Below are 12,587 nucleotides of genomic sequence, written 5' to 3'. Positions count from 1 at the left end.
GGGCGGGGAGCGGATAGGGTTTGTCCATCGAGAACGACAGCGGCGACCGCCGCGAACCCAACCACCCAGGCCCTGAAGGAGATACCGTCATGATCCGCATCACCAACGCCCCCGCGCTGGCCGCCCTGATCGCCCTGTCCATCGTCACCGGCTCCCTGCCAGCCGGCCCGGCCCTGGCCCAGCAACGCGGCGGCGTCGAGATCGGCGGCAACGCCACCGTCATCGGCCTCGCGAACAACGCGGTCAACGCCGCCACCGGCTTCCTGGCGAAGGCGGACCAGAACATCGGCGCCGTCAAGGGCGACGTGAACATCAAGGGCAACGCGACCGTCATCGGCCTCGCCAACAACGCGGTCAACGCGGCCACGGGCTTCCTGTCCAACGCCTGCCAGTCGGTCGGCGTGGTCAGTTCCGAGAGCGACTGCTGATCCCGTAGCGCAGCTCCGCGCTCCCTTCCGCCTCTCCTCTCCTCTCCACTCTCGCCCCGCGGCCGACGCCGCGGGGCATTTTTCGTCGGAGCGCATTTCCTCCGCTTCTCGCGAACGGCGCTTCACGCCTAAACTCGCCTGCCCGCTTCCCTGGAACTCGCCGGGAATCGATGATGCGAGACGCGATGAAGACGTCCGGACACCGGCCGCCCCTGCCCATCCTGCCGCTGGCGGTCACCCTGTGCGGTTTCGCCCTGGGCTTCCTGTGGCCCGCCGTCCGGTCGCGGCTCGGGCTGGGACCGGACGGCGCCCTGGACGATACCGTGACCCTGGTGGCCGGGTCCGCCGGCTGGTTCGGGCTTGCCTGGGTCGCGACCCGCGTGGTCGACGGCCTGCTGCGCTCCCCGGCCACATCCGGCCAGTCGCCGGCGGCGCCCCGGCTGGTCGGCGACTTGGCGCGCGTCCTGTTCTTCGGGCTGGCCGGGCTGGCGGTGGCAAGCTTCGTCCTTCATCTGCCGGTCACCGGACTGGTCGCGACGTCGGGCGTGGTCATCGCGGTGCTGGGGTTCGCGCTGCGCAACATCCTGGCCGACATCTTTTCCGGCATCGCGATCAACGTCGAGCACCCCTACCGGATCGGCGACTGGATCCAGGTGGGAACGGCGTCCGGCGGACCGGGGCCGACGGGCAAGGTGGTCGAGGTCAATTGGCGCTCGACCCGGCTTCTGACGACGGATGGGACCACCGTCATCCTGCCCAACGGCCTGATCGCGGGCAGCCGCTTCGTCAATCTCAGCCTGCCGGATCCCTCCTACCGGGCCTCGTTGCGGGTCCACCTGGACGCCGCGGTCCCGGTCAAGAGAGCGCGGCGGGTGCTGATGTCCGCCCTGCTGTCGGTCGATCACCTGCTGGGCGAGGGTCCGTCCGACGTGGTGGTGGAAAGCGTTGGGGAGGCCGGCGTCTGCTACCTGCTGCGGTTCCGCGTGCCCGACCACGGCGCCGAGATTGCCTGCCGGGACGCCGTCGCCGCCGCCATGCTGAAGGCGTTGCGCGACGCCGGCCTGTCGATCGCCGCGCCGCGCCGCAGCCTGGTTCCTCAGAGCCGCACCGCCCGCGACCTGGAGGGTATGGATATCTGCCGCCGCATGCTTGGCGCGGTCCCCTTGTTCCAAGCCTTCACGCCTGGCGAACTGGATGCCCTGGCGAGCCGGATGATGCGCAGGCAGTTCGCGGCCGGCGCCGTCGTGGTGAACCAGGGCGACCAGGGGTCTTCGCTCTTCCTTGTGACGGAGGGGTTGCTGGAGGTCCGCGGGACCCTCGACGGTGACGGCGGTGCCCGGACCGTCGTGCTGGACCGCATGGCGCCGGGAGCGATCTTCGGCGAGATGGCGCTGCTGACCGGCGAGCCGCGCAGCGCCACGGTGGCGGCCATGACCGACGCCGTCGTCCATGAGCTTGCCGGCGAGCATCTGCGCCCGCTGCTGCATGATCGCGCCGAACTGGCGGAGAGGCTTTCCGAGCTGATGGCGGAGCGGGCGGAGCACAACGCGGAGAAGCGCGCGACCGCGTTGCGCCCGGCGCCCGAACCGCCGGTCCCCCATCGGCCGGACCTGCTGAACCGCCTGCGGGACTTCTTCGGACTGCCGGCACCGTGACCCGGTCCATGCGACTGCCGCTCATCGATGAGCCGGGCGTGGCCCGCTTCACAGTGATTCCGGGACGGGTGTAAGCCGGATTACATCGACGGCTCAAGGGTTTGGGTAGGTTTGTTTCATCGCGAAGGACGCGATCGGCGCTGAAGCCGGAACCCACCGCAAACCCAATGAAAAGGAGTTCAGTCCATGATCCGCATCACCACTGCCCTGGTCGCCCTGTCCATCGTCACCGGTTCCCTGGCCGCCGGCCCGGCCTTGGCCCAGCAGCGCGGCGGCGTCGAGATCGGCGGCAACGCCACCGTCATCGGCTTGGCCAACAACGCGGTCAACGCCGCCACCGGCTTCCTGGCGAAGGCCGACCAGAACATCGGTTCGGTCAAGGGCAACGTGAACGTCAAGGGCAACGCCACCGTCATCGGCCTCGCCAACAACGCGGTCAACGCTTCGACGGGGTTCCTGTCCAGCGCCTGCCAGACGGTCGGCGGCATCAACTCGGAAAGCGACTGCTGACCGGCGCCACGGCACGGCCCCGCGGCGCAGCGATCGCCGCGGGGCGGGGATCAGGCTTCCGCCTCGTCCTCGTCGTAGAAGTCGGCAAGCTCGCGCAGGCCGTCGAGGTCGCGGATCGTGACCGATCCCGCCGAGACGGTGATCAGCCCGTCGCGCTGCCATTCGTTCAGGTGCTTGTTGGTGCTTTCCCGGGTGATGCCGACCAGGGTACCCAACTGCTGCTGGGAGAGCTTGACGTCGATCCGGGTTCCCCCGCCGCGCTCCTCCACACCGAAGGCTGTCGCCAAGCGGACGAGGCAGCGGGCGAGCCGGATCGGCACTTCCAGGAACAGGGTGTCCTCCAGCTGGGTGCTGGTCCTCCGCAGCCGGTCGCACAATACGTTGAACATGCGCAGGCAGACGGTGGGATGGCTTTCCAGCCAGGGCAGGAAATGCCGACGCTCCAGCACCAGCAGGCTGGTGTCCTCGATCGCGACCGCCTCGGCCGTCCGCGGCTTGCCGTCCAACAGGGCGATCTCGCCGAAATACTCGCCCTTCCGGACGATGTTCAGCGTGACCTCCTTGCCCTCGGCCGAGTAGCTGCAGATCCGCACCCGGCCCGACAGCACGGCCATCATGCTGGAGCCGGGGTCGCCCTGGCGGAAGATGATGGTCCGGGGCCGGTGCTGCGCCACGGTGGCATAGGCGGCCAGTTGCGACAGATCGCCGGGATCGACATGCTTCAGCAAGGAATGCTCCGCCAGGACGGCAAGCTTTTCCTCCAGTCCCATCATGGCCATCGGCGATGCCTCTCAGGCTAAGCCCTGTCATGGACCAGGACATACCAAGGATTGTGTTTTTCCATGATTTGAGAAGCATTATGGTCACGCCGATCCGGGACTGTCCACTTCTCCCTAGACGGTGGAAAGCTAAACGAAATAGCGATTGCCCCCTCCAGTCTTTCAGATAGAGACTGATACCCCTTCAAGTTCCCAAGCCGTAGCGATCAGGAAAGGAGTCCCACCATGCCCAAGATCCGCCTTCGCCGTCGCGGACCGGCCCGCCGTGGCTGGGCCAGGCGCGCCGGGTGGCTGGCGGGCGGGTGCCTGATGCTCGCGGGATGCATGTCGGACCCGGCGATAGCCCCCGTCGTGGTGGAGCCGAAGACGCCGACCACGAAGACGATCAGCAGCTTCACCAGCAGCCTGCAATGCATGGACACCCTGCTGTGGCAGCACGGCAAGAGCGACATCTATATCATGACCTCGGGCATTCCCGATGCCACCGGCAAGGTCGCTGCCGGAACCAAGGAGATGCTGATCACCGCGATCTCCCGCATGTCGGCGCGCAGCAACGCGTTCCGCTTCGTGGACTTCGAACCCAACCCGAGCAGCGACGTCACGGCCCTGTCCGCCCTGATCGGCGTGCAGCCCAACTTCGTGGTGCCCAGCTATTACATCCGGGGCGCCATCACCCAGCTGGACGAGAACGTGCTGAGCGAGCTGCAGGGCGGTTCCGTGTCCCTGCCCTTCCTGGACCTGGGAGCGTCGCGCGACCGGATCGTCTCGGTCGTTTCGGTCGATCTCAATGTCGGCGAGGTGGTGACCCGCCAGATCCTGCCGGGCATGTCGGCCAGCAACTCGATCGCGGTGGTGCGGTCGGGCATCAGCGGCGATGCCGGCGGCCGGATCGACAAGGCCGGGTTCGCCTTCAACGTGGCCTTCAACAAGTCGGAGGGATTCCACCAGGCGGTCCGGACGCTGGTCGACCTGAGCGTGGTCGAGACGCTGGGCAAGCTGACGCGGGTGCCCTACTGGCAGTGCCTGGGCCTGGACCAGACCAACCCGACCTTCCGGGCGCAGGCCCGCGAATGGTTCGACACCACCCCGCCCGACGAGCAGGTCCGCTTCGCCCAGCAGATCCTGTCCAGCGGCGGCTATTACGAGGGTCCGATCACCGGCATCTATGACATAGACACCAAGGAGGCGGCGGCTCGCTATCAGACCGACAACGACCTGATCGCCACGGGCAGGATCGATTTCGACCTGTACTATTCGATGTTGGGCAAGCCCGGCGTGACCGCCCGCGCGCCCGGACGCACCGGCGCCATAGCCAATGCGGGCGGCCCCGGCATTCCGCTGGTCCCGACCGATGCGAACGGCGAGCGCCGCCTGGACCTGTTCCTCAACACCGACCGCGGCCCGGTGCCCCAGTTCAAACAGGGCGAGGCCCTGGTGGTGAAGGTGCAGGCGACCGCGGACGCGTTCCTCTATTGCTATTATCAGGACAGCGACGGAACCGTGGCGCGGGTCTTCCCGAACCGCTTCCAGCCCGACGCCTTGGTGACGGCGAACCAGCAGGTCGAGATCCCGCCCGGCTACGAAAAGCCTTTCAACATCCGCCTGGACAGCGTCGGCGACAGCGAGGCGGTCGCGTGCTTCGCCTCGGCCCGAGAGGTCGGCCTGTCCCTGCCCGATGCGATGAAGATCGAGGACCTGAGGCCGATCCCGCAGGCGACCCTTCAGGGCGTCACCCAGGCGTTCAACGAGATCCCGGGCGGGAACGTCCGGACAAAGCGCCTGAACCTGCGCGTCGTCCCGGCCAACACGGTCGATTTCTGAGCTGCGTCCGCCTTACGCCACCGCAAGGCTGGACGGCGGAACCGGCAGCATGCCCGACCAGTCCGCGCGTCCGGACAGCGCATCCAGCACGGCATCGGCAAGCGCCAGGGCCGCCCGGGTCTCCGACCGGGCATCGATGCCGAACAGGTTGATCAGCCCCGGGATGCCGTGTTCCGCCTGTCCCTGGATCCGGAAATCGGGCGACCGGGGTCCATCCGTGCCCGGCTCGTCGCCGCGGCCAGCCACGTCCCTCGACTCGGACAGGACGTCCATCCAGCTTTCGCCTTGGAAGCCGGAAAAGAAGAGGGCAGCCGACTTGGGTCCGCGGCAGCCCGGCACCACGAGGCGGTCGAACGGTGCCGTCCCTTCCAGCTTGTACCGTTTCGATCCCGGTCCGGACAGCTCGGGCGGCGCATGGTTCCGCATGCCGTCGACCCGGGCGGCGATCTGGACCGCCTCGTAATCCTCCGTCGCGTTGATCAGGCTATCGCAGCGAACCGTCTCCAGCTCGCCCGGCATCCCGCCGAGATCCACCTCGAACCCGCGTCGCATGGGGTAGGCCGCGACCAGCCTGCAATCCTCGGTGACGAAGGCGCCGGCGTTCTCCGCCTCGATCCGCAGGGCAAGGCGAAGCGCGTCGCCATCGACGATGCCCGCGTCGGGAGCGAACAAGCCGCCGACGCATCGCAGCCCCCGCTCGTGGGCGGCCACATCGGCCACGGACAGCAAATCGACCGAGGGGTCGCGCTGCTTGATGTCTTCGAGCACGGCCATCTCGGCGTCGTCGCGGGCGATCAGGAGCTGTCCCGTTCGCCGGAACGGGATCTCCTGGCGGGCACAATAGGACGCCAACGCCTGCGCCCCCTGGGCGGAGAAGCCGGCCCGCAGGGTCCGGGGCCGGTCCACCACCGAGGCCTCGACCGGCTCCGGCCACCCGCCGGCGGCCATGGCAAGTCCCCCGTCATCCTGCTGGCGGTCGCGCCGGGCGATCAACATCACTTCCCGCCCGTCCAGAGCAAGACGCCTCGCGACGGCGGCACCCAAGGTTCCGCTCCCGATCACGACACATTCTATCCTGTCAGCCGACATGAAAAATCCCTCGTCGTGAATAACCCTGGCCTATGACGAAAGACGCTGCCAGCGGTGGATGGTGCGGAGAATTCGTGGACAAGTTCTCTTCGCTTCCCGACATCTATGTCTCTGGCATCCGGAGACAATGTGACGGCTCCCGATAGTAAATTTAAGTCGCCTTTTGTTCATAGAACGATATGGCATCGAAGTATTTTCCGTGGGCATTCTGCACCTTCCTTCGGACGATGCCGTCCTTCGCTGGTCGATCTACCGTCGGATGCCGGCACGGGGTGGCCCGGATCAAGATAGCCGGAACAAGATGGAACGTGGCGTGTTTCGCTCCTCGCCGTCGGAACCGGGTTTTGCGGTGCCGAAGGCATCCAAGGCCGTGGCGGAAGCCATTTCGGAACCAGGGACGGTACAGGCGGTTGCTCCCATTCCGCCTGGTGCGGATCATCAGAACGGAGCATGCTCGTGAACGGAAAAAAGGTTCGCCTCGCGATCGTCGGCGTCGGCAATTGTGCGTCATCGCTTGTGCAGGGCCTGGAATATTACAAGAACGCCGCCGATGACGATCAGGTGCCCGGCCTGATGCATGTGACGCTCGGCGGCTACCATATCCGCGACGTCGAGGTGGTGGCCGCCTTCGACGTGTCCGACGCCAAGGTCGGGCGCGACCTGGCAGAAGCGATCCATGCCCACCCGAACAATACCGTCCGCTTCGCCGAGGTGCCCAGGTCCGGCGTGACCGTGGAACGTGGGCCGACCCTGGACGGACTCGGCAAATACCTGGGTCAGGTCGTTACGGAATCGGAACGCCCGGTCGCCGATGTCGCCGAGGTGCTGCGCCGGAGCGGCGCAGAAATCCTGGTATCGTACCTGCCGGTCGGTTCGGAACAGGCGACGGAGTTCTATGCCGAGCGGGCCCTGGAAGCCGGGTGCGCGCTGGTCAACTGCATCCCGTCCTTCATCGCGTCGCGCGACTCCTGGCGCCGCCGGTTCGAGGAAAAGCGGCTGCCGATCATCGGCGACGATATCAAGTCCCAGGTCGGCGCCACCATCGTGCATCGCGTGCTGACCAACCTGTTCCGCGAGCGCGGCGTCCGCCTGGACCGCACCTATCAGCTCAATTTCGGCGGCAACGCCGATTTCGAGAACATGCTGGAGCGCGAGCGGCTGGAGTCCAAGAAGATCTCCAAGACCAACGCGGTGACCAGCCAGCTCGACGTGCCCCTGTCCAACGAGAATGCCCATGTCGGCCCGAGCGACTACGTGCCGTGGCTGGCCGACCGCAAATGGTGCTACATCCGGATGGAGGGCACGACCTTCGGCAATGTCCCGCTGAATTGCGAGCTGAAGCTGGAAGTCTGGGACTCGCCCAACTCTGCCGGCGTGGTCATCGACGCCGTGCGCTGCGCCAAGCTGGCGCTGGACCGCGGCATCGGCGGCGCGCTGATCGGCCCGAGCAGCTACTTCATGAAGACGCCGCCGCAGCAGTTCACCGACGCAGAGGCCCGCGCCCGCACCCTGCGCTTCATCGACGGCGAAGCCTGACGGCAACGTGACACCGGGCATCCTGACCATCCATCTCGTGCGGCACGGCGAGCATGACCTCTCCCCGGGTCTGCTCGCCGGCCGCACGCCGGGCGTGACCCTGTCGGAACGCGGGATCGAGCAGGCCCGGCGCACGGCGGAGCGGCTGGCCCGGGCCGGCGGCATCGCCGCCGTGTATGCGAGCCCGCTGGAACGCACCGCACGGACGGCCGGCATCCTCGGGGAGCGGCTCGGGCTGGCGGTCGAGACCGTCGATGCCCTGGCCGAGATCGACTTCGGCGACTGGATCGGCCGCAGCTTCGCCGAGCTGGACGAGCACGAGGACTGGCGCCGCTGGAACCATTTCCGGAGCGGGACGCGCCCGCCCCGCGGCGAGACCATGTCGGAGGTGCTGGGGCGGGCCCTGGGCTTCATCGAGGAGCTGATCCGCGGCGGCCCGAGGGGCTCCGCCGTGCTGGTCAGCCATTGCGACGTGATCCGGGCCGTCCTGGCCCATTATCTCGGCATGCCGCAGGACCTGCTCCTGCGGCTGGAGGTGGCACCCGCCTCCGTCAGCACCGTCGAGATCGGCCCCTGGGGGCCCCGCATCCTGCGGATCAACGAGGAACCATGATGAGCGAGCAGGACGAAATCCGGCGCCAGATCGATGATCTGGGCCAGTGGTTTCATAATATCGAGTTGAAGGGCGTGCGGACCGCGCCAAACCATTTCCTGGGCGACTATCCCAACGTCAAGTGGCAGCGCTTCGCCCACGCGGTACCCGAGGACCTGCGCGGCATGACCGTGCTGGATATCGGCTGCAACGGCGGCTTCTACTCGATCGAGATGAAGCGCCGCGGCGCCGACCGGGTGGTCGCGATCGATTCCGAGCCGATGTATCTGGGGCAAGCGCGTTACGCAGCCGAAATGAGTGGTGCCGAGATCGAGTTCCGCGAGATGTCGGTCTATGACCTGGGCCGGCTCGGCGAGCGTTTCGACCTCGTGATATTCATGGGCGTGCTCTATCACCTTCGGCATCCGCTGCTGGCGCTGGACCTGATCCACGAGCATGCGGCGAGCGACCTGCTGCTGTTCCAGTCCATGATGCGCGGCAGCCAGGAGGTCGAGCCCTTGGAGGAGAACTACCCCATCACGGAGACCGGCATCTTCGACAAACCCGGCTATCCGAAGATGCATTTCGTCGAGCGCCGCTATTCCAACGACGACAGCAACTGGTGGATCCCGAACCGGGCCTGCGTCGAGGCCATGCTGCGCGACAGCGGTTTCGAGATCGAGCAACGGGCGGAAGAGGAGGTCTATCTCTGCCGCCGGACCGAGCGCCGGGCGCCGGGGATGGCCGCCGTATATCCAGCGAGGGGACAGCAATGATCGAAGCGGCGATGATCTGGAACGAGCCCAACAACAAGTCACACTGGGATCCCGAGCTTGACCCGGACTGGGTCGCCTTCGGCCAGATGGCGTCGCTGGCGGGCCAGGCGATCAGGGCGGAAGCACCGAACCTGCTGCGCGTCCTGGGCGGCATCTCGCCGATCGACCCGGTGTTCATCTCCAAGCTCCGCGCGCGCGGCGTGCTCGACCATGTGGACGTGGTGGCGGTCCATGGCTTCCCGCTGGATTGGAACCTGTGGCCGATCCACGAATGGCCGGAACGCCTGAAGGAGATACAGGCGGTCACCGACCTGCCGGTCTGGGTAAGCGAGGTCGGCGTCTCCACGTTCGGCGCGGAGGAGGTCCAGGAGTTCGGCCTGCAGCGCACCGCCGACCTGCTGATCGGCCGGGTACCGCGCATCCACTGGTACAGCCTGTACGACCTGCCGCGCTCCTGGGAGGCGACGACCCGGCACCGGGAGGCGGAGGGATCGTCCTATTACCGGCACTTCTACATGGGCCTGCTGCGCGAGGACGGCTCGCCGAAGCTGGCGATGAGCCACTTCAACCGCTACACGCCCGACATGGGCATCTGCCAGTGGTTCCATTACGAGGACCATCGGCTGGACGATGCCGTACGCTGGCTGCGCGACCTGGGCGTGCGTCACCTGCGCACGGGTCTGAGCTGGGCCGACAGCTTCCGCCCGAACGCCCTGGATTGGTTCGACCGCCAGATGAAGGCGCTGGAGGAATTCGACGTGACGGTGACCTTCTGCTTCACGCCGGAACATCGCGGGCTGGCCCCCCACCACACCAGCCCGCCGCAGGTGCCGGAGGAATTCGCGGAGTTCTGCGCCACGATGGTGCGGCGCTACGCAGCCTGACCTAGGCCCGGCCGCGCTGGCCAAAGCGAAGCGGCAACCGGCAAGCCGGCATGGAGCGCCCGGTCGCCGCTTCGGAGCGCCTCTCCAGGCGACGTGGAACGGCGTGCTTCTGGTTTTCTGCCGCGGATGGACGCTGATGGGTTCGGATATCCGGTTCCATACCTCGTAGCCTCAATGCTCGGCATCGGCACCCGGCGGCCAGCCCATGCGCGGGGTGCCGCGGGCCAGCAGATGGGATACCCGGGGGTCGGCGGAGCCTCGATGGAAGGCGCGGACCCGGTCCAGCGTGTCCCGGTCGGCCATGGTGGTGCGGCGCTGGTGGCGCAGGTCGTCGAGCCAGGAGCGGAGCAGGAAAGCCTCGATCCAGCGCGTCGGGTTGGCGGCATCCTGATAGAGGGTCCAGCGTACGGCCCCGTCGCGGCGCCTCAGCCGGCGCAGGCTCCGCATCGCGGCGGCGAAATCCCTGGCATCGGCGGGATCGACCTCGTACTCGACCGTCACCGCGACGGAGCCCGGCCCGGCGTCCAGGCCGGGCGCCAGGGTCGGGCGCGGCAGCGCCGTGATCGGCGACATGTCGGGCGCGATGTTGGCCGGCAGGCGGAAGCGCAGGCCCAGGACCAGGCTGATCGCCAGGGCGAGGCCGGCGGCGGTGAGCGCCTGCCCCGTGCCGACCGACTCGGCCGCATGGCCCCAGCCCCAGCTTCCCAGCGCCAGCCCGCCGAACAGCGACATCTGGTAGATCGACAGCACCCGCGCCTTCACCCAATTGGCGGCGGAGAGCTGGACCATGACGTTGAAGCTGGAAAGCGTCATCATCCAGGCCGCCCCGCCCAGGACGAGCGCCGGGATCACGGCGTAAAGGTTGGGGAACAGCCCCAGCACCAGCATGGTGACGGCGAAGGAGGCCGTACCGATCGCGACCAGCATCTGGCCGCTGGTGCGCCGGCGCAGCACGCCGATGTTCAGCGCACCGATGATGGCGCCGACGCCCAGGCTGCCGAGCAGGATGCCGTAGGTGAAGGGTCCTCCGCCCAGATCCTCGCGCGCGACCAGGGGAAGCAGCGCCCAGGCGGCGCCGGCCGCTGCGGTGAAGACGAAGCATCGCAGCATGACCGTCAGCACGGTGGGCGAGCCGCCGACATAGCGCAGGCCGCTGGCCATCGCCGGAAGCAGGCTCTCGCGCGGCAGCTCGTCCACTGACCGCTTCGGCCGCCATGCCAGCAGCACGCCGATGATGAAGATGTTGGAGACCGCGTTGAGGATGAAGGAAGCCTGGACGCCCAGCGTCGCCACCACCAGCCCGCCGATCGCCGGCCCGACCGACCGGGCGATGTTGAAGCCGATGCTGTTCAGCGCCACGGCGGCCGGCAGCTCCGACCGGGGCACGAGGTCGCCGACCGAGGCCTGGTAGGCCGGCTGGCGGAGCGCCGACCCGGTGTCCATCACGAACACCAGCGCCAGCAGCAGCCACGGCGTCACGGCCCCCGCCCCCTCCAGCACGGCGATCAGGGTGGCTCCCGACAGCACGATGATCTGGCCGGTCATGAACACCAGCCGCCGGTCCCACAGATCGGCCAACGCGCCGCCGAACAGGGAGAACATCAGCACCGGCAGCGCCGTCGCGGACTGCACCAGCGCCACCATGGCGGCACTGTCGGCGATCGAGGTCATCAGCCACGCGGCGCCGACCGACTGGATCCAGACGCCGAAATTGGACATCAGGGTGGCGAGCCAGATCGCCCGGAACATCGGGTAGCGGAACGGTGCCAGCGCCGAGGGCAGCTTCGGCATGCTCACGGCAGCGGCGGTCGTCTTGATGTCTTCTTCTCGTGCCGGCATGAATCAGCGGAGTCGGGGTGTGCGGAAGATGGGAACGGCATCCGGTTCAACACGTCAGCACGCCAACCGGCCCAGGGGAGAGCAAGGGCGGGGCGAAACAAAAGGTATATGACCGTCGGCGGTATTCCGCTTTACGTACCGGTCATACCGGTCTACTCTCCCCCCGTCTCAACGCACTCGGTTGGCAATTATGTCATTCGAAATCGAAAGAAGATTCCTGGTCTGTCAGGATATCGGCGGGCTCTGCCGACATGGCGACAGAATAATCCAGGGCTATTTTCCTTTCGATCGGCAGTCACGAATCCGAGTTCGTATCCGAAACGATCATGCATACCTGACGATCAAGGGTCCGAGGCGGGGCGCGGTCCGGTCGGAGTTCGAAAGCGACATTCCTTTGGCTATCGCAGCGTCCATGCTATCGCAGCTGCCACGGGAAACACTGGTCGAGAAGGTCCGCTACACGGTCCCTTACGCCGGCCTGATGTGGGAAATCGACGTATTCGGGGGCTTGAATGCCGGCCTCGTCGTGGCGGAAGTCGAGCTTTCCCATCCGGAGCAGGAAGTCGTCCTGCCCCACTGGGTCGGCCGGGAAATCACCTACGACGCCCGCTACGGGAATTCCAGACTCTCCGTCGAGCCCATTTCCAGTTGGACGCAAGCCGCCTGAGCTTCCTGCGC

12 protein-coding genes are annotated in these 12,587 nt (G+C 67.2%); 9 read left to right on the top strand and 3 right to left on the bottom strand.

The genetic code is table 11. From position 1 onward, the window contains the following. Window positions 1-89: 89 nt before the first annotated feature. The 3 genes from IGS68_RS09840 to IGS68_RS09830 all read left to right on the top strand — a co-directional run bounded on the left by IGS68_RS09840 (window position 90) and on the right by IGS68_RS09830 (window position 2,593). Window positions 90-428: a hypothetical protein gene (locus IGS68_RS09840; RefSeq protein ID WP_201079437.1), complete on the top strand. Its 339-nt coding sequence runs from the start codon at window positions 90-92 to the stop codon at window positions 426-428. Window positions 429-613: 185 nt separating this feature from the next. Further along, on the top strand, window positions 614-2,083 hold the full coding sequence (locus IGS68_RS09835) for a mechanosensitive ion channel family protein (protein WP_201079435.1): 1,470 nt from the start codon (window positions 614-616) through the stop codon (window positions 2,081-2,083). Between the two features lie 186 nt (window positions 2,084-2,269). Further along, a complete protein-coding gene (locus IGS68_RS09830) occupies window positions 2,270-2,593 on the top strand; it encodes a hypothetical protein (RefSeq protein WP_201079434.1) in 324 nt (107 codons plus the stop codon). 50 nt (window positions 2,594-2,643) lie between these two features. Here the strand turns inward: IGS68_RS09830 and IGS68_RS09825 are convergent, their stop codons facing one another. Beyond that, window positions 2,644-3,372, bottom strand: a complete 729-nt coding sequence (locus tag IGS68_RS09825; protein ID WP_201079432.1) for a Crp/Fnr family transcriptional regulator — start codon at window positions 3,370-3,372, stop codon at window positions 2,644-2,646. A 225-nt stretch (window positions 3,373-3,597) separates the two neighbouring features. Between IGS68_RS09825 and IGS68_RS09820 the strand changes: the two genes are divergently transcribed. Next, on the top strand, window positions 3,598-5,193 hold the full coding sequence (locus IGS68_RS09820) for a DUF4384 domain-containing protein (protein ID WP_201079430.1): 1,596 nt from the start codon (window positions 3,598-3,600) through the stop codon (window positions 5,191-5,193). A 12-nt stretch (window positions 5,194-5,205) separates the two neighbouring features. Here IGS68_RS09820 and IGS68_RS09815 read toward each other — a convergent pair whose 3' ends face one another. After that, window positions 5,206-6,237 carry an FAD-dependent oxidoreductase gene (locus IGS68_RS09815; protein ID WP_201079428.1) on the bottom strand — a complete coding sequence of 344 codons (1,032 nt, stop codon included), beginning with the start codon at window positions 6,235-6,237 and terminating at the stop codon, window positions 5,206-5,208. A gap of 501 nt (window positions 6,238-6,738) precedes the next feature. Here IGS68_RS09815 and IGS68_RS09810 point away from each other — a divergent pair. Genes IGS68_RS09810 through IGS68_RS09795 form a run of 4 tightly spaced genes read left to right on the top strand, consistent with a single transcriptional unit; the run spans window position 6,739 to window position 10,070 of the window. Next, on the top strand, window positions 6,739-7,818 hold the full coding sequence (locus tag IGS68_RS09810) for an inositol-3-phosphate synthase (RefSeq protein WP_412766133.1): 1,080 nt from the start codon (window positions 6,739-6,741) through the stop codon (window positions 7,816-7,818). 7 nt (window positions 7,819-7,825) lie between these two features. Further along, a complete protein-coding gene (locus tag IGS68_RS09805) occupies window positions 7,826-8,431 on the top strand; it encodes a histidine phosphatase family protein (protein WP_201079425.1) in 606 nt (201 codons plus the stop codon). After that, window positions 8,428-9,186, top strand: a complete 759-nt coding sequence (locus tag IGS68_RS09800; RefSeq protein WP_201079423.1) for a TIGR04290 family methyltransferase — start codon at window positions 8,428-8,430, stop codon at window positions 9,184-9,186. The genes IGS68_RS09805 and IGS68_RS09800 overlap by 4 nt, the downstream gene beginning before the upstream one ends. Further along, window positions 9,183-10,070, top strand: a complete 888-nt coding sequence (locus IGS68_RS09795; RefSeq protein ID WP_201079421.1) for a glycoside hydrolase 5 family protein — start codon at window positions 9,183-9,185, stop codon at window positions 10,068-10,070. Before IGS68_RS09800 ends, IGS68_RS09795 begins: the two co-directional genes overlap by 4 nt. A gap of 171 nt (window positions 10,071-10,241) precedes the next feature. Here IGS68_RS09795 and IGS68_RS09790 read toward each other — a convergent pair whose 3' ends face one another. Beyond that, entirely contained in the window at window positions 10,242-11,909 is a 1,668-nt protein-coding gene (locus tag IGS68_RS09790; protein ID WP_201079419.1) for an MFS transporter, read from the bottom strand. A 190-nt stretch (window positions 11,910-12,099) separates the two neighbouring features. Between IGS68_RS09790 and IGS68_RS09785 the strand changes: the two genes are divergently transcribed. Further along, window positions 12,100-12,576, top strand: coding sequence for a CYTH domain-containing protein (locus IGS68_RS09785; RefSeq protein WP_201079417.1), 477 nt, complete (start codon window positions 12,100-12,102; stop codon window positions 12,574-12,576). Window positions 12,577-12,587 lie beyond the last annotated feature (11 nt).

It is taken from the genome of Skermanella sp. TT6, assembly GCF_016653635.2.
GTDB lineage: Bacteria > Pseudomonadota > Alphaproteobacteria > Azospirillales > Azospirillaceae > Skermanella > Skermanella cutis.
The sequence above is the reverse complement of the archived record's forward strand: the minus strand, read 5'-3'. Positions and strand labels throughout refer to the sequence as shown.

Coding starts and splice junctions, on each gene's coding strand:
- IGS68_RS09840 (WP_201079437.1), top strand. CDS start 90: ATGATCCGCATCACCAACGCCCCCGCGCTGGCCGCCCTGATCGCCCTG.
- IGS68_RS09835 (WP_201079435.1), top strand. CDS start 614: ATGAAGACGTCCGGACACCGGCCGCCCCTGCCCATCCTGCCGCTGGCG.
- IGS68_RS09830 (WP_201079434.1), top strand. CDS start 2,270: ATGATCCGCATCACCACTGCCCTGGTCGCCCTGTCCATCGTCACCGGT.
- IGS68_RS09825 (WP_201079432.1), bottom strand. CDS start 3,372: ATGGCCATGATGGGACTGGAGGAAAAGCTTGCCGTCCTGGCGGAGCAT.
- IGS68_RS09820 (WP_201079430.1), top strand. CDS start 3,598: ATGCCCAAGATCCGCCTTCGCCGTCGCGGACCGGCCCGCCGTGGCTGG.
- IGS68_RS09800 (WP_201079423.1), top strand. CDS start 8,428: ATGATGAGCGAGCAGGACGAAATCCGGCGCCAGATCGATGATCTGGGC.
- IGS68_RS09795 (WP_201079421.1), top strand. CDS start 9,183: ATGATCGAAGCGGCGATGATCTGGAACGAGCCCAACAACAAGTCACAC.
- IGS68_RS09790 (WP_201079419.1), bottom strand. CDS start 11,909: ATGCCGGCACGAGAAGAAGACATCAAGACGACCGCCGCTGCCGTGAGC.
- IGS68_RS09785 (WP_201079417.1), top strand. CDS start 12,100: ATGTCATTCGAAATCGAAAGAAGATTCCTGGTCTGTCAGGATATCGGC.